Annotated in this window: 7 protein-coding genes and 2 pseudogenes; 3 read left to right on the forward strand and 6 right to left on the reverse strand. The window is 61.2% G+C overall.

What is annotated here, in order from left to right; translation table 11 throughout:
• Positions 1-605: 605 nt before the first annotated feature.
• Positions 606-1,193, reverse strand: coding sequence for a c-type cytochrome (locus P3T40_RS38525; protein ID WP_429272992.1), 588 nt, complete (start codon positions 1,191-1,193; stop codon positions 606-608).
• Between the two features lie 364 nt (positions 1,194-1,557).
• Between P3T40_RS38525 and P3T40_RS38530 the strand changes: the two are divergent.
• Positions 1,558-1,638: pseudogene (locus tag P3T40_RS38530) on the forward strand (IS5/IS1182 family transposase); the annotation flags it as partial.
• A gap of 67 nt (positions 1,639-1,705) precedes the next feature.
• Here P3T40_RS38530 and P3T40_RS38535 read toward each other — a convergent pair.
• The 3 genes and pseudogenes from P3T40_RS38535 to P3T40_RS38545 all read right to left on the reverse strand — a co-directional run.
• Positions 1,706-2,752, reverse strand: a pseudogene (locus tag P3T40_RS38535) (GlxA family transcriptional regulator); the annotation flags it as partial.
• 88 nt (positions 2,753-2,840) lie between these two features.
• Positions 2,841-3,050 carry a hypothetical protein gene (locus P3T40_RS38540; RefSeq protein WP_429272944.1) on the reverse strand — a complete coding sequence of 70 codons (210 nt, stop codon included), beginning with the start codon at positions 3,048-3,050 and terminating at the stop codon, positions 2,841-2,843.
• A 107-nt stretch (positions 3,051-3,157) separates the two neighbouring features.
• Positions 3,158-3,424: a DUF3331 domain-containing protein gene (locus tag P3T40_RS38545; RefSeq protein ID WP_429272945.1), complete on the reverse strand. Its 267-nt coding sequence runs from the start codon at positions 3,422-3,424 to the stop codon at positions 3,158-3,160.
• A gap of 871 nt (positions 3,425-4,295) precedes the next feature.
• Here P3T40_RS38545 and P3T40_RS38550 point away from each other — a divergent pair.
• The gene (locus tag P3T40_RS38550) at positions 4,296-4,694 is read left to right on the forward strand and encodes a response regulator transcription factor (RefSeq protein ID WP_429272946.1); all 399 of its coding nucleotides are present in this window, start codon (positions 4,296-4,298) and stop codon (positions 4,692-4,694) included.
• Positions 4,695-4,743: 49 nt separating this feature from the next.
• On the opposite strand, the gene P3T40_RS38555 is transcribed toward P3T40_RS38550, so the two are convergent.
• Positions 4,744-5,424: a response regulator transcription factor gene (locus P3T40_RS38555; RefSeq protein ID WP_429272993.1), complete on the reverse strand. Its 681-nt coding sequence runs from the start codon at positions 5,422-5,424 to the stop codon at positions 4,744-4,746.
• 49 nt (positions 5,425-5,473) lie between these two features.
• Positions 5,474-11,071, reverse strand: coding sequence for a trifunctional serine/threonine-protein kinase/ATP-binding protein/sensor histidine kinase (locus tag P3T40_RS38560; RefSeq protein ID WP_429272947.1), 5,598 nt, complete (start codon positions 11,069-11,071; stop codon positions 5,474-5,476).
• 564 nt (positions 11,072-11,635) lie between these two features.
• Between P3T40_RS38560 and P3T40_RS38565 the strand changes: the two genes are divergently transcribed.
• The gene (locus tag P3T40_RS38565; RefSeq protein ID WP_429272948.1) at positions 11,636-17,161 is read left to right on the forward strand and encodes a trifunctional serine/threonine-protein kinase/ATP-binding protein/sensor histidine kinase; all 5,526 of its coding nucleotides are present in this window, start codon (positions 11,636-11,638) and stop codon (positions 17,159-17,161) included.
• Positions 17,162-17,277 lie beyond the last annotated feature (116 nt).

Consider the following 17,277-nt stretch of genomic DNA (forward strand, 5'->3'; position numbering starts at 1 on the left):
CGCTGATCGCCCGTACCATGCCCTCGTGACCGCTATCCACCCAGTCGACCGTGTAGCCGCGACTCTGCAGTTCGCGAACGATCTCATTGCCGGTGGTCTCGTCGTCTTCAATCGTCAGCACGCGCGACATGTTCATCTCGCGTGCTCCCCGGATGGATCACCTTCGTATCGCCAAGGGTCCTGTGACGGCAGCCTTCGCTTTGTAGGCCATGTCTCAAACAGGTGAGCAAATGGCGGACGTGTCGCCGACAACCGGATAACCGAATCAACGTGTACGAGAGCGGTGAAAGACGTCGGCCTGGGCGGTTCATTGGTCTCCCGGTACATTTCCGCCTTTGAGAATACTGCTGGAAGCGCCCCGCACGAGTCCATGCGAAGCACAGCAGTCTTTGCATCGGACGACATACTTGCGACGTCATCATTTAAAGGGCGCCGAACCAACCGTGGTCTACCCGACAAAGTCGCTGTCGTGCGATCGGACCGGCCAACGGGCCACCATCCACTGAACATTTTGCTGCCTCTCCTGTTTATCGGCCTATCGACGCAGGGCTGGCGCGTAGATAAAATCGGCGGCAGGCTCCGCGCAGATTGCCAATTGTCGGCTATCAAGGTTTGGTTACCGAAAGGTAAGCCGCGACCTCTTCAATCTGCGTGTCGCTCATCATCGCCGCGACCGCCGTCATCGATCCTGGCGGCGGCGTTTTCCCCTTCGCGCGTGACTGAAATTCGTGTACGCGGGCGACGACAAACGCCGCCGGCTCGCCGGCGATGCCTGGAAAGCGCGCGCCGTTGCCTTTTCCACCAGCCGCGTGACAGCTGAAGCAGGCCGGAACGTCGGGTCCAGCACCCGTCTCGGCAAGTTGCTTTCCGGCGATCACCAGGCTCTGCGACGGTGGAGTTGCTCCCGCGACAAGCGGGGGATTCTGCTGTGATAAGAAAATCGCCAGATTGTGTATATCGCTGTCGGAAGGATTGCGCGCGACCGATTGCATGGCGCCACTTGCGCGCGTGCCTGCCTTGAACATTGCGAGCGCATGCGCAAGGTAGTCCGGATCCTTGCCCGCAAGTCGCGGGCCGCCGTTGAGCGTGCCTGCGCCCAACCCACGGTGACACGCGACACACGTTGCGATGGATGGCGAATTCGGATCGACGCCGGTGTCCTGAGCTTTCGCTGCGGATTGCGCCTGACAAATACTGACGAAGCCAAGGAGAACCGCAACCTAAATCGAACGTAAGCCGTCGCGCAACTCTCGGGTAGAACGCAAGCTGAACATAAATGTCTTCCCAATATTCTGCCTAAAGGCTGCCAAGTCACCCGCCAGGCATTTTCGAGTCGCCTGCGCGTGCGAGATCGAATATCTCGCTCGCGAATTCGAATGTTTGGTCGTCGAGCTAGCTAGCGGGTGGGGCGTTGCGGACGCCGGACTGCACATCAGTACTCCTCTACATGGGACGGACGGAAAGTGACATTGAACGCTTCCAGTCTATTGAACCTCTGAGGCGCGACTAGTCGCCCAATACGGATGACACAACTCTACGAACCGATGTAGTGAGGGTGGCCTGGGGAGACGTCGCTGGACGGTGGAGCGTACTCACGCATGCCTCCACAACTTTCGTCGTCTTCGCATTCGCTTTGACATTGGAGGCGATACTGCTTAGGCGAGACCCCCATGGATCTTTGAATGACGCATCGCATGCGATCGGCACTTCCAAAACCACACTCATAAGCAACGGTTTTCAAGGGAATTGCAGTGTCCTTCAGCATTACGCGTGCTGCGTCCAGGCGGGCCTTCACGACATATTCGGCAGGCGAAATTCTCGCGTCCCGTACATACGCGCGGGCGAATGTACGAATGCTCATGTTCGCTACGCGCGCGAGAACCTTGACTGACAGGTCACCGGTAAGATTCGACAGTACGTATTGTTGGACTCGCGCAACCCATGGGCTGCCTTCCCCACATGGCGTAAAACGCGAACCCGATTGGGATTTCCCACCCACGCGTTGCATGAATGCGGAGAGCCGCTCGGCAACTTTCAACGCGACTTCACCGCCTTTGTCCAGTTTCAGCAGGTTAAGGGAGAGATCGACTGCTGCCGTTACGCCGGCCGATGTATAGAGGTTGCCGTCCTCAACAAAAGGCCGGTCGACTTCGACACGTGCGGTCGGGCACAATGCCGCCAGGTCGTCGGCATAGCTCCCGTGAGTCGTGACCATTCGTTGATCCAGCAAGCCGGCGCGCGCCAGAATGAAGGCGCCACTGCAGATCGAGCCGAAGCGTCGCGCCTGCCGGCTTGCGCGTTTAAGCCACGCGTAGAACTCGTCGGTGAATTCCCGACGATCCAGTCCGGGGCCGCCGGCCACAAGCACCAGGTCGTATGCTTCGTGCGTGTTACTGAAATGCCTGTCGGCGGAGATGATCATTCCGTTTGAACATCGTAGCGGCCCATGCTCCAGACCCACGACTTCCACCCGATAGTGCGAGTCCGCCAACAGGAAGCGGTTGGCTTCCGAGAAGACATCGAGCGGCCCGCAAACGTCCCGCGACTGGACACCGGGAAAAGCGACCAAGGCGACGGTTCTCATGTTCGTGTGGCTGCTCACATCCCCGAACGGCTGCAGGTGCGACAGCGTGGATGGGCTGATAGCGGTGAGGGTGTTCATGGAAATCTTCCTTGGCGTGGACGCGAATGCCGTAACTGATGTTTTCATCGTAGAAGCGCCGCTTCCAGAATAAAAATATCTGTTTGGCATTCTTCCGATATCAGTTTGATATAGATTTCACCCGGTGAATTGCTTCATCGAAAGTGCCCGGGCCGGCTGCGCAAGCGACGCTGCAGTGCTACTGCAGTTCGAGGGCGTCAAGTCGCACTTGGGCAATCTCGTTCGGGTGTTGCGAGTGGTACGCGTCGAACAGTTGTGAACATAGCGTGGCAAGTGAAGCAAGTCCCATGGCCTGGTCTGCATGCTCGACCTCGCCCGCACCGAGTACGTCATCGAGGACGGGGGCGAGACGGCGCAGTCGCGAAAACGTGGCGGACTCTAATTTCATGCTGAACCTCCTGCGGTCAGATAGTGGAGCGCACCGCTACGGTGGCCAGCACTCTGGCAATGCTTCACTAACGAGTTCGAATCGATATACACCAACCCCGGAGCGTCTCAGGCGCTTCTGCGGTCCTTGACCAGTTCGCTGGCCAGAATCTTCGCGTCGACGTTGAGTGGCCTCACCGGTCCGCGGACTCGGGGACGGTAGACCGGATCGCCGCGGCCGATGCGCTTGCCGGACAGAGCGCAATGCCCGGACGCGCGAGAGACAGACCGAGACCAAACCTGTTCCTGGTAGTTGCAAAGCGTCGGATCGTGCCAGCACAGGGAGAGGAGCGAATTGGACAACTCCTCCACGACCGTCACGGTATAGGTGCGCACGTTAGCGCCGTCCGTCTTGAGTGGACGAAACGCCCCATCACCGCCATGCTGAGGCCCGACCGGGTCTGAAGAAGTTCGCATCGGGTCAGGCGGGGAAGAAAGCTGATGGATGGTTGCAAGCATCGACGCCCATGGGTCTTGTCCTCCAGGCGCTGAAGCGGGTCGGGCCGGTCGATCCGATGACGGGTGATCGACTGCGGTCAGCACGGGATCAATTAACGCATGGTAAGCACTGCTATCTGGCAATGTGTCAGAAGTCGAAATGCGTTCAGCTGTCAACATCGTATTCCTCTCTTTAGCGAAGAGTGAGGCAGCAATCGAACCGAAGATCGGGTATTGACTGACCTGCGGCTACTGGATGCATATTGCGGAGAGGTACGACGGTACGGCGATAGATGTTCCTGCCAGGCCACGGCACGAATGTGTACTCCGCATAGGCGGTGCTGCCGATATCCAGTGGTGCAGGACGGCTGGCACGATTCCGGGAAGAAAAAAACGCGAGCGGGTCAGCCGGGCAGCCCGTAAGGCGATGTTGGTTCGGGCCAGACAGCGAGCTTTGCACTGTCATATCGGTGGGCGCCGCCTCGATGTGAGAAGAGTAGGTTTTGCCGAAGGGCAAATCTATTGGACGCCGGGATAGGCTGATGCTGCGTTGGCGTAACCCGCTTATACAGAGGTATAAGCGCGACGAGGTGGCTTCACGGGCGGTGTCGACCTGCGCGAAACTGGGACCACCGACGATCCTGACCGCGCCGCCGCGCGGCGCACAGGTGGTTCGATACGCCTATACGTTCGTATCATGTTGCCTGGCGCGGTTATAAGTTAATCTGCAGATTAAAAGAGATGCGCGGCACCGACCTCACGCCATCCCTTGAAACGAGAGATCAAGGGGCGCATTTTGCAGATTACGCCTGTTGTTTCGATTGTCGATGATGACCGAGCCGTTCGTCTTGCATTAGGTAGCCTGATCCGGTCGCTGGGTTGGCAGGTCCGCATGTATGAGTCCGCAGAAGAATTTCTTTCCTCAGGGGAGGCCGCGCATACGGCCTGCCTGATTTCCGATGTTCTGATGCCCGGTATGTCCGGTATCGAGATGTATGAGAGCCTGCGTGCTCAGGGGCATGCTCCAGCGACCATCTTCATCACCGCCTGTGCGACCGCGCCGTTGCAGGCGCAAGTGGTGAGTATCGGCGCGCTCGTGTTGCTGCCGAAACCTTACAACGCCGCAACTTTGGCTCACTGGCTCTCGGTCGCTCTTGGTAATCCTTAGCAAAGCGCCCGCACAATACACAAGTCAGAAGCGCCGGACACGATGGCGCTCAGCGATGGGCGCCGCGGGACAGAGAGGGCTCGATTCCCAGCGATTCGGCCTTGCGGACCAGATCCGGCATGGTGCGCGCGTTCATTTTGCGCATGACCTGTCCACGGTGAACCTTAACCGTGATTTCACTGACGTTCATCTCAGAGGCAATCTGTTTGTTCAGCAGACCGGAAAGCACAAAGCCCATCACCTCTTTCTCGCGCGGTGACAGAGACTGGTACGAAGCGCGCAGATCGGCTAACGCGGCTTCGGCCGCGAGCCGCTCGTTGTCGCGCGCCAGCGCCTGAGCCACTGCATCGAGCATGTCCTGGTCTTTGAACGGCTTGGCAAAGAAATCCTGCGCGCCCGTCTTCATTGCCTTCACGACCATCTCGATGTCTCCGTGACCGGTCATGAATACAACGGGAATACGCATGCCGCGATTCACTATTTCCTCATGAAATGCCATGCCGCTCTTCCCGCGAAGTCGCACGTCGAGGATGAGGCAGCTTGGCCCGGCGGCGGGAGGACAGCGGAGAAATTCGTCCGGGGATTCGAACGCTTCGACGCGCAAGCCTATGGAGCGCATAAGCGCGCCAAGGGAAAGCCGGATTCCCTTGTCATCATCGACGATGTAGACGACAGAAGCTTCGGTTGCTGCGGTTTCAGCCGTCGTTCGGCGGGTCGTTCCAGTAGTCATCCGGGCACCTCGCGAAGCCGGAACGCAGCCGCGTTCTGCTGGCATGTAATTATTCTACGCCCCTGAACAAAGCAGGAACTACCCCTGCTTCGCCCCGCCCCACAGGCACGGTGAACTGAAAGACGGCACCTTGTGGTTCATTTGTGCAAGCCCACAACCGCCCCCCGTGCGTCTCGACGATTGACCGGCAGATCGACAGGCCCACGCCCAGACCACTTTCCTTCGTTGTGTAGAACGGGTCGAAGACGCGCGTGATCTCCTCCGGAGGTAGCCCTGGGCCAGAATCCCGCACGGCGATAGACACGCCATTCGATGAATCCGCGGCCGTGCTGATCAGTACCTCGCGGGGACCCGTGCCCGTTGCGCCCATTGCTTCGATGGCATTGACGATCAGGTTGAGCATCACCTGCTGCAGTTGCACGCGATCTCCCAGGACGAGCGGCAAGGCATCCCCGAGTACTGTCAGCACCGAGACTTCGTTCTTCGCCGCTTCGCCCCGCGTCAGTTCGATCACCTCGAGAACCGCCTCGTTGATGTCCACCCTGTCCTTGCGTGGCGGCGCTTTCCTGACCAGATCGCGAATCCCGCTAATGATGCCGCCAGCGCGCGTTGCCTCATCGACGATGCCATCGAGCGCCTGCCTGACCTCATCAAGGTTCGCCGGTCTGGCGCCCAGCCAGCGCGAGGCGGCCGAAGCATAGGTTGATACCGCGGTGATCGGCTGCCTGATCTCATGGGCAATCGAGGCTGTGAGCTGCCCCATTGTCGCAGCCCGGTTCGAGTGCGCGAGCGCCATCTGCACTTCGCGGTAGCGCCGCTCGCTCTCGCGCGCTTCGGCTTCCGCCCGCTTGCGCCGGCTCAAATCGAGCACGAAGCCGACACCTTCACTCTCCCCTGCTTCGAACATCGCCACGCCGATCAGCACCGGCGCGCGGCTGCCGTCCTTCCTGAAGTACTCCTTCTCGAAGGGCTGTAATGTCCCTGTCGTCCTTAGCTCTGCGATTTGCTGGTTGTCGCGGTCGAGCCATTCGGGCGGGGTCAGGTCCGTCCAGCGCATCCGCCCCGACACGAGGTCGTCGCGGTCGTATCCCACGATCCGGAGAAACGCGTCATTGGCCTCGAGAATCCGGCCTTCGAGATGGAAAATGAAGATCCCCACAATGTTGGCGTCGACGAGACGCCGGATCCTCGCTTCGCGTTCGGCCAGATCGCGGTACAGGCGAGCATTCTCCAGGGTGATCGCGGCCTGCGAGGCCAGCAGTTCAAGCACGGTCACGCGCTCAGGCGTGAACACGTGGGTGACCAGCCTGTTCTCCAGATAAAGCAAGCCGATCAACGTGGAACGGCGCATGAGCGGCAGGCACAACACGGACTTCGGCTGCCAGCGGCTCAGGTATTCGTCTGCTGAAAAGGGATTCGGTTGTGTCGCATCGTCCAGCAGCACCCGCTCCTGGCAGCGCTGGACGTAATTGACGATGGAGCCCGGCAACGCCGGTTCAACCGTGCCTGATCCCGGTGGTGCCGAAACGTGCGGCAGCGGCTCGTCCAGATGCTGCCGCACGTGAATCGTCTGCTGCTCCACGCGTGCTTCGGCCGCGAGAGCCAGGCGAGCGTTGCGGGCGAGCAGCAACTGGCCGGTTTGAGCGCCGGCATTTTCGAGCAGGATGTGCATCAGCGTGTCGATCAGGTCCTCCAGCACGATCTGCCCCGAGATGGCCTGCGAGGCCTTGGTGACCGACAGCAGATCGAGCTGGGCGCCATCGCCCGGCGACTTGGCGGCGCGTGAGCCCGAGGCTTCGCGCAAGGGCGGCATGCGTGCGTCGAGTTGCCTGACCTTGCCGTGGGCGCCCCAGCGTGCAAAGCAGTTGCGCGCTTCGTCAAGATGGGCGTGGCTGGCGGTCGTCCATCCGCGCGCTATACAGAATCCCGCGGCCAGTTCATGTGCGATGCCTTCGTTATGGACGAAGCCGTGCTGATGAGCCGCTTGAATCGCTTCTTCGTACAGCCCCATGGCGTCAGGGTACCGTCCTTCGATGCGGGCGATCTCGGCCAAGACCAGGGCATGCTTGTCGGCAAACGTCGGCGGATAGGTGTCGGCCCATTCGCGCAGTTGTTCGCGGTGCTCGGCCAGCAGGTCGCGCGACGTAGCCTGCTCGTCGGTGGACGCGTTCTCGTAGAGTGCAGCTGCCGACAGCGCCGTGTAGTACATGTAGTCGAGCGACTGGAACATGCCGACTACGACTAACAACTGCGGTTTGGCCCGTCGGGCGGCGTCAAGCGCCGCGACGTAGTCGCCCGCCAGAAACCGTGCCTGCAGTTTCATAGTCCAGTAAGGGCAGCCCAGCAAGCTCATCCGGCTGCCCGTCAGCAGCGCCTCGAACTCCACCTCGTCGAACTGCGAATCGCTGAACGTGGACAATTTCGCGGTCCGGCCCTGCATGGCCGCAATGAAGCGCTGGTTGCACACGATGCCGTCCGCCATGTCGTGATAGCGGGCCTTGCGCACGAAGTCCAGAGTCTGCTCCGACTCGTGCCAGACCGCGTCCAGCGGATCGCCGCGCAGCAGGGGGCCTCTGGATAATTCGAACGCGCTGTAGCAAGCGGTCGTAAGATCGCCGGTCCCGGTCGCGGCGCGAAAAGCTGCCCGATGGAAGTCGATCGCGGTTGCGATCGGCTGCGTCCAGGCAGCAACCTGTCCCATCGTGTAATACACCTTGGGCTGGTAGGCGACAAAGTGATGCTTCTCGACCAGGTCGCATCCGAGCCTGGCAAAACGGTAACCGTCGCGATACCGGTGAAACACCGGGCCGAGGACGAACCCGACACCGGTCCAGGCGGACGAGGACGGGCCGCTCGCGCCGTGCTGCAGGCTGATGTGCACCTCCCGGCACAGGAGCAGGCAAAGCAACTGGAAGTCGGTAAAGTAGGCGGCTTCTGTCAGGATTGAAAGAAGACCCATCGCGGCGAGCAATTCCGGATCGGTGGTCAGCGGCAGGTCGATCAGGCTCTCGATCGGGCGTCCCCCCAGGTCCCGCCAGACCGCTTCAAATTCGGCCTGGACCTGCTCCTGGGAGGGGTGGGGCGGGAAGTCCATGCCGAACAGGCGCAGGCACGCAAGCGCGCTGTCGACGGCCTGCTGCTTCTCCGATTTCACGATATGTAACTGGACCTTCAGGTGGCAGATGGCGGCCTGATCGACTTTCGACCCGCAGCGCCGCAACAGCGCCTCGATCAATTGCTCAGCCTCGTCGAAGCGCCCGGTCAGAAACTCGCACTCCGCGCGTTCGAGCCGCAGGTTGAACATCAGGTCATGGTGGCTGCCCCAGTCGCTGTCGTCGAGCAGGCCCGTGCCCGCCGCCAGATACACGCACGCCGACGCATACGCCGTCGAGGACTTGGCCTGGCGCCCGGCCCGCAGGTCGAGCGCCGCCACCTGCGCTTTCTCATCGCGCCCGATGAGCAGGGTGGCGCCCCGATTGAACTGGTTCGCAACATCGAACACATGCCCGGCGAATTCGTCTGCAGTGAGGTTCGCCAGCAGCACGCGACCGATGTGCAGGTGGACACGGGCACGCTCCGCGTCGGGAATCAGCGCATAAGCGGCCTGCTGGATCCGGTCGTGCAGGAACTTGCCGCTGCCGTCGGTGCGCACGATCAAACCTGCACGCACCGCCGCCGCAAGCCCTTCCTCAACCTCGGCCTCGTTCAGGCGCCGCCGCCCCGGGGTCTCAGAATGCGCGCTGACCAGCGCGAGATGGCGCACGTCAAAGGTGTTGCCGAGGCATGCGGCGAGGCGCACCGCTTGCTGCGCTTGAACCGGTAACTGACTCAACTTGCCCACCACCAGCTCGACGACGTTGTCGGCAAAGTTCTTCGTCCTGATCTGATTCAGGTCCCATTGCCAGGCGCGGTGTTGGGCATCATGCCGCAGCAGTCCCTCCCGGTGCAACGCATTCAGGAACTGGATAAAGAAGAACGGGTTACCCTCGGTACGCTCGAAGACCAGCCGCGTGAGCGACTCGCAGGCGGCAGCAGATGGCGCATGAAGCGTGTCGGCCACTAGCCGGTTCAGATCCACGACCGACAGCGGCGCGAGTTGGAGGTTCATCACCGGCGTGCCACCGTGGCGGATGGTCTCGAGGGCGGTCATCAACGGATGCGCCGCGCTGACTTCGTTATCGCGATAGGCGCCGACCAGCAGCAGATAGCGTGTGTCCGCGTGAGTGATCAGGTCCTCGACAAGCTTCAGGCCGGCCGGATCGATCCACTGCAGATCGTCGAGGAAGAGGACCAGCGGGTGAGCCACGCTCGTGAACACGGTGGCGAATTGCCGGAACACCATGCGGAGCCGGTTTTGCGCCTCGGTTGGCGGCAACGCCGGCACCGGCAACTGCGGGCCGATGATCAACTCGACCTGGGGCAGCAGATCGACAATCAGCTGACCATTGACGCCGACCGCGGTCTGGATCTGTTGCCGCCAGCCGGCGATGCGCACCTCACTTTCCGCCAGCAGTTGCCGCACCAGTTCGCGAAACGCCTGCGCGATGGTGGCATATGGAATGTCGCGCTGATACTGATCGAACTTGCCCGAAATGAAGTAGCCACGTCTGGCGACAATCGGTCTGCGCAAAGCGTCGACCAGCGCCGACTTGCCGATGCCGGAGTACCCGGAGACGGTCGCCAGCGTTGCCTGACCGGTGGCCGCCATCCGCTCGAAGGCGCCGAGCAGCGTCGCTGCTTCGTGATCCCGTCCGTACAGTTTGTGCGGCACCTGGAAGCGCTCCGGGATATCTTCCGTGCCGAGCCGGAACGGCTCGATCCGGCCCGAGGCCTGCCATTGCGCGAGACAACGGTTGAGATCGGCCTGCAGCCCGTGCGCACTTTGATAACGGTCTTCCGGTAGCTTGGCCAGCAACTTCATCACGATATCCGACACCGGTCGCGGCACCTCGGGCGTGATTTCAGTCGGCGCGACCGGCATGAGGGCGATATGGCAATGCGTCCATTCCAGCGGATCGTTCGCCTGAAATGGCAACTGGCCCGTCAGCATCCGATAAAGCAACACGCCCATCGAATAGCAATCGGTCCGGTAATCCACCGGCCGGTTCATGCGGCCAGTCTGCTCCGGGGACACGTAAGCCCAATCGCCTGGGGGGGCGGCGACGTGCTTCGTCGATACGGTGCTGGCTTCGTTCGCCGTCGCCATACTGAAATCCACCAGCAGAACCCGGCCAGTCTCAGGCTCGGCGAGGATATTGGCGGGCCGGATATCGCGATGGATGACCTGCGCGGCATCGATGCCTGCGAACGTATCGGCCAGATACGCGCCGATGCGCAGGCAAACACTCAGACCCATGCGCGGCGTACGACCCAGAACGGCTTCGAGCGACTCGCCTGCGAAGTCTTCCAGGACCAGCACCGGCCCCCCTCGCCCGGCGATTAACGTGAGCGGTTTGGCTACGCCGGCGACACTTAACGATCGCAGCAGCAGGTATTCGCGCTTCAGAAGAGCGGATTGGGTGGAATCGGCGTTTTCCGCAGCGAACTTCAACATCACAGACGTTCCATCCGTCAAGAGGCCACGGTGGAGGTCGGAGCCCGCTGTCGTGCAGATCCGCTCAAGAATCTGACAATTCGCGATGGTCATGACCCCTCCTTTGTGACGCCTGCGACTTGCCTGCCACCTTTACGTTGTGTTTCCGCTATTGCCTGAAACGCAGGTCCGGGTGCGTGTTGGCCAATATTATCGCCGCGTGATCCGCAACGACTTGAAGACAAGTTTAGACGGTCGCAAATCAGATGCCGGTCTCGCCCCAGTCGCTAGTTGACTACGCCATGCGCTACTCCAGAGCAGGGTAGTATCCGTGCACCTATATCGATGTCGCACGGATATTCCGCGACCGTCCGTATCTGAGGTTCCTCAGCTAACAGTTGACCAATCCGGGCGGACAGCCGCTTAGACAGGCGCAGAGCGACGGTGCAACCGCGAAACAGACGGCCGGCCGCTATTGGAGACCGGTCTGCATGCGAACCAATACGGGTTCCTGAGAGTCGCCCGGAAACATCGAACCGTTCCCCTTCAACTGTGGCAGACTAATTTCCTACGGTTCTGATCTGCTGACGCGGATAACGCGCCTTCTTCGCTTGGCGTGGCAACTGGCTTGACGGCGGAGACCAGCGGTCGAACCTGATTTATGGGGTCGGTGCAGTCATGGATAGCAGCTTCGAGGCCTTGGGTAAGGACGGCGACCGTGCCTTATTCAGGCGGCGGCACGTAAACGCCGACGGCACGCAAACTTCCGTGCTAGCGACGTGGTCCATTGGCGAGCCCCCGACAGCTGCCAGCCAGAATCGACTGTCGCACGAATACGGCTTAAAGGACCAGTTGGATAGTGCATGGGCGGTGCGGCCGCTGGAGCTTGTGCGTCAAGGCGATCGGACCGTGCTGCTATTCGACGATCCGGGCGGCGAGCCACTCGAGCGGCTGCTGGGTGCGCCGTTCGAAACGGACCGCTTCGTGCGGTTAGCGATCAGCATTGCCGCGGCGCTCGGCGAGGTCCATCTGCGCGGCCTTGTCCACAAGGATCTCAAGCCGGCTCATATCCTTGTCGGCGAATCAATGCAATCAGTGCGGCTCACGGGGTTTGGCCTTGCCACACTGCTGCCACGCGAGCGCCAATCGCCCGCACCGCCCGAGACCATTGCCGGCACGCTCGCCTACATGGCGCCAGAGCAGACCGGCCGGATGAATCGCTCAATCGATGCGCGCAGCGACCTTTACTCGCTCGGCGTCACGTTCTACCAGATGCTCACGGGCTCGCTGCCGTTTACTGCATCTGAGCCGATGGAGTGGATCCATTGCCATATCGCGCGAAAGCCAATACCACCGAGCGAGCGGGTTGAACACGTTCCCGCGCAAGTCTCGCGCATCGTCATGAAGCTGCTCGCCAAGACGGCCGAGGAACGCTATCAAACGGCGATTGGCCTCCAGCATGATCTCCAGCGTTGTTTGACTGAATGGGAAGCGGGCCGCCAAATCAAACCATTTCCGCTGGGCGAGCGCGACATCCCCGATCGCCTGCTGATCCCCGAAAAGCTGTACGGCAGAGAGCGCGAAATCGCGACCTTGCTCACCGCCTTCGATCGTGTTGTCAATGAGGGTACTCCGGCGTTGGTGCTGGTCTCCGGCTATTCCGGGATCGGCAAGTCATCCGTCGTCAATGAGCTACACAAGGTGCTCGTGCCGCCACGCGGGCTCTTCGCATCGGGCAAGTTCGACCAGTACAAGCGAAATATCCCTTATTCGACGCTGGCTCAGGCCTTCCAGAGTCTTGTCTCACAGATTCTCGGAAAGAGCGACACGGAGATGGGCCAGTGGCGCGCCGCATTGCAGGAGGCGCTGGGCCCGAACGGACAGCTCATGGTCACGCTCGTCCCGGAGCTGGCTCTCGTCATCGGTGAGCCGCCGCCGCCACCTGAGCTTCCGCTACAGGACCAGCAGGCTCGGTTCCAGACGGTATTCCGGCGATTCCTCGGCGTGTTCGCCAGGCCGGAGCACCCTCTCACGCTGTTCCTCGATGATCTGCAGTGGCTGGACCCGGCAACCCTTGATTTGATCGAGCAACTGATTTCGCATCCTGACGTGCGCCACTTGCTACTGGTCGGGGCCTACCGTGACAACGAGGTCGGTCCCGCGCACGCGCTAGCGCGAACGCTCGCCAGACTCCGCGGCGCTGGCGGGCGGGTGCGGGAGATCGTGCTGGCGCCCCTTCGTCTGGAGGATGTGGCGAGGCTGCTGGCGGATGCGCTGCACATGGAGCCAGGGCGCGTACGACCATTGGCTGAACTGATGTTCGAGAAGACGGCTGGCAATCCGTTCTTCACGATCGAGTTCATGCTCGCCCTCGCCGAGCATGAACTACTGACATTCGATCCCGGCATGACGGCCTGGACGTGGGACCTGCCCCACATCCGCCTCAAGGGATTCACCGACAACGTCGCGGATCTCATGGCGGCGAAGCTGAGTCGCCTGGCCCGAGTGACTCGGAAAGCTTTGGGACAGCTGGCTTGCCTCGGCAACGTCGCAAACGCTGACACAATTGCCCTGGTGGACGCGGAGACAGAGGAGGCGACGCACGCGGCGCTTTGGGACGCGGTGCGTGCCGGCCTCGTCCTGCGCTCGGAAAGCACCTACAGATTCCTTCACGACCGTATCCGGGAGGCGGCGTATGCGCTCATCCGCGAAGACGCGCGGGCGATGGCGCATCTCCGGATCGGCCGCGTCCTAGCGGCCCGGACGCGCGCAGAGGACCTCGAGGAGAACATCTTCGATATCGTGAACCAGTTCGGACGCGGCGCGGAACTGATCGACACGCAGGACGAGCGCGAACAGGTAGCCCATCTCAACCTTAAGGCCGGCAAGCGTGCGAAGGCGGCAACCGCTTACGATGCGGCACTGCAGTATTTCACCGCCGGCCGCGCGTTGCTGGCACAGACCGGCTGGGAACACTGCTACTGGCTCACCTTCGACCTCGAGCTCAACTGCGCCGGGTGCGAATACCTGATCGGAGAATTCACATCGGCAGAAGAACGGCTCACCATGCTGTCCATTCGAGCACAGACCATGGTTGATGCTGCGGCCGTTACCTGTTTGCGCATCAATCTCTACACAACCGTGGACCGGAGTGACAGCGCGGTCGGGGTCGGCGTGGAATATCTCCGCCGAGTTGACGACGGGTGGTTGCCGCACCCAACGGTGGAGGACGTTCGCCAAGCCTATGATCGACTATGGCAACAACTGGGGGAACGCTCGATCGAAGCACTGCTTGACCTGCCGCTGATGAGAGAGCCAGAGCGATGCGCGACCATGGATGTGCTTACGATGCTCACATCGCCGGCCCTGTTCACGGATTTGAATCTGTTCAGGCTTGTCGTCAGTCAGATGGCGAGCCTCAGCCTGCAGCATGGCAACAGCGACGGATCATGCCTCGCCTATGCATGGTTGGGCGGCGTCATGGGGACGTACTTCGGCGAATATCATGCCGGGTTCCGCTTTGGCAGGCTTGGCCTTGAGCTGGTGGAGAAGCGTGGGCTGGACCGCTTCAGAGCCCGGGTTTACCTAGTCTTCGCCGTCCATGTTGCTCACTGGACTCAACCCTTGCAGACGTCTCTCGGCTTTTTGAGGCGTGCCTTTGAGGCGGCGCTAGAGGCCGGTGACCTGTCTTATGCGGCCTACAGCTGCATCGACGTGATCACAAACCGTATTGCCACCGGGGATTCGCTCAGCGACGTCGAGCAAGAGGCTGAGCATGGGCTCGAATTTGCGCGGAAAATAGGGTTTGGTCTCGTGTGTGACTGCATCACTGCGCAGCTCAGGCTCATCCGGATGCTCCGCGGACAGACGCCGGACTTCACCTCCTTCACTGACGCGGAGTTCGACGAGCATCGCTTCGAGCAACGCCTGGAGAACAATCCGCGGCTGACCATTGGCGCGTCCTACTACTGGATTCGCAAGCTCCAGGCTAGCATCTATGGCAGCGACGAGGCATCTGCCATGTCGGCTGTATCAAAAGCGGCTCCGCTGCTCTGGACGACTCCAACTCAATTCGAATCGGCTGAATATCATTTCTATGGGGCATTCGCCTGGGCGGCGTACTGCGATTTAAACGGAGCTGAACAGCGACCTCAGCACTTGGAGGCGCTGGCGGGTCATCACAAGCAGCTCGCGGTCTGGGCAAAGAACTGTCCCGCAACGTTCGCGAACCGCGCAGCATTGGTACGCGCCGAGATTGCTCGGCTCGAAGGACGGGACCTGGACGCGATACGCCTCTATGAAGAGGCTATCAGACTGTCGCGTGCGGATGGTTTCATCCAGAACGAGGCCTTGGCCCACGAACGCGCGGCAAGGTTTTGTACGGCGCGCGGCTTTCCGACGATGGCTGACGCGTTTCTGCGAAACGCCCGGCGTTGCTACCTGAGCTGGGGCGCCGATGGAAAGGTGCGACAACTTGACCAGCTCTATCCTCAACTCCGCGAGAAAGAGCCTGTAGCCGGGCCGACGAGCACGATCCGGGCGCCGGTCGAACATCTGGATCTCGCGACCGTGCTAAAGGTGTCGCAAGCCGTTTCGAGTGAGATCATGCTGGACAAGCTGCTCAACACGCTCATGCGCACAGCTATCGAGCATGCTGGGGCAGAGCGAGGCCTGTTAATTCTCTCCCAGGGGATTGAGCAGCGAATCACGGCGGAAGCCATAACGAGTGGCGACAAAATCGTCGTACGGTTGCACGACCAGCCCTTGACCACAACATTGCTGTCCGAGGCGATCGTCCAGACCGTCCTGCGTACGCAGGAAGCCATGATTCTCGACGATGCCGCGGCCGATCCCGCGTTTGCCACGGATCCTTATATCGGGCAGCGCCAGGCTCGGTCCATTTTCTGCCTGCCCCTGGTCAACCAGAGCAAGCTCATCGGGGTCCTCTACCTGGAGAATAGTCTGACTCCGGGCGTTTTCACACCGACCCGGATCTCGGTGCTGCGGCTGATCGCCTCCCAGGCAGCGATCGCGCTAGAGAACACGCGTTTGTATCACGACCTCGCAGAGCGCGAAGCAAAGATTCGCCGCCTGGTCGATGCCAATATCATCGGAGTTTGCTTTTGGGACATTGAAGGTCCGATTCTTGGAGCCAATGAGGCGTTTCTCCGGATCGTGGGATACGATCGCGAAGATCTCGTCGCGGGTCGCCTGCGCTGGACTGAGCTGACGCCCCCAGAATGGCGCGATCAGCATGAACGCAGGTGGACTCCAGAACTCAAGACGACTGGGAGCCTGCGACCCTACGAAAAGGAATACTTCAGAAAAGACGGCAGTCGTGTGCCCGTGCTCGTCGGCTCGACGAGCTTTGATGAAGTCCGAAACCAGGGTGTCTCGTTCGTGCTGGATCTGACCGAGCGCAAGCGCGCCGAAGAGGCGTTGGGCATAGTGCAGATGCAACTGGCGCACGCGAACCGTGTCGCCACCATGGGTCAACTCACGGCCTCGATTGCTCACGAAGTAAACCAGCCCATTACCTCCACCGTCTCCAACGCCGAGGCTGCGCTACTCTGGCTCAACCGTCAGCCCCCGGATCTGGATGAAGTCGGCCAGGCGCTCGCGCGCATCGTCGACGATGGGCATCGCGCGGGTGAGGTCATCGGCCGGATCCGTGCCCTTATCAAAAATGCGCCGCCTCTGAAGGATCATTTGAAAATCAATGCGGCGATCCGCGAGGTAATTGAGCTCACCCGTGGCGAAGCCGTCAAAAACGATGTCTCGGTGCGGACGGAGCTCGCCGAAGGGTTGCCGCTCATTGACGGCGACCGGGTCCAACTGCAACAAGTGCTCCTGAATCTGATCGTCAACGCCGTCGAGGCCATGACCGAGATCAGCGAGCGCGCGCGCGAGCTGTTGATCCGGACCGGGGAAGGCGAGTCGGGCTATATGCTCGTGTCGGTGCGGGATTCGGGCCCGGGCCTGGACCCGAAGCGAGTGAAACGCCTGTTCGAGGCCTTTTATACGACCAAGGACAGCGGGATGGGCATGGGCCTGTCGATTTGCCGTTCGATTATCGAGGCTCACGGGGGCCGGCTGTGGGCCTCCGTGAATGAACCGCGTGGTGCCGTCTTTCACTTCACCCTGCCTGTAGGACGGGACGAGGTCCCTCACCCCGAGCACGGCCGGCCAGATGCTGCGGTATGACGTTGCGATCCCGAGCGTGAGCCCGGTCCGTTTTCGTCGCCGCGCTCGAACATTCGAATCTCGCTCTGCCCGGTAGCAGATCCGGCGTGTGCCGCGCGGACCGCAACCGCGCAGGA

This window comes from Paraburkholderia sp. EB58 (assembly GCF_050436665.1).
Taxonomy (GTDB): domain Bacteria; phylum Pseudomonadota; class Gammaproteobacteria; order Burkholderiales; family Burkholderiaceae; genus Paraburkholderia.

Coding starts and splice junctions, on each gene's coding strand:
- P3T40_RS38540 (WP_429272944.1), bottom strand. CDS start 3,050: ATGAAATTAGAGTCCGCCACGTTTTCGCGACTGCGCCGTCTCGCCCCC.
- P3T40_RS38555 (WP_429272993.1), bottom strand. CDS start 5,424: ATGACTACTGGAACGACCCGCCGAACGACGGCTGAAACCGCAGCAACC.
- P3T40_RS38565 (WP_429272948.1), top strand. CDS start 11,636: ATGGATAGCAGCTTCGAGGCCTTGGGTAAGGACGGCGACCGTGCCTTA.
- P3T40_RS38560 (WP_429272947.1), bottom strand. CDS start 11,071: ATGACCATCGCGAATTGTCAGATTCTTGAGCGGATCTGCACGACAGCG.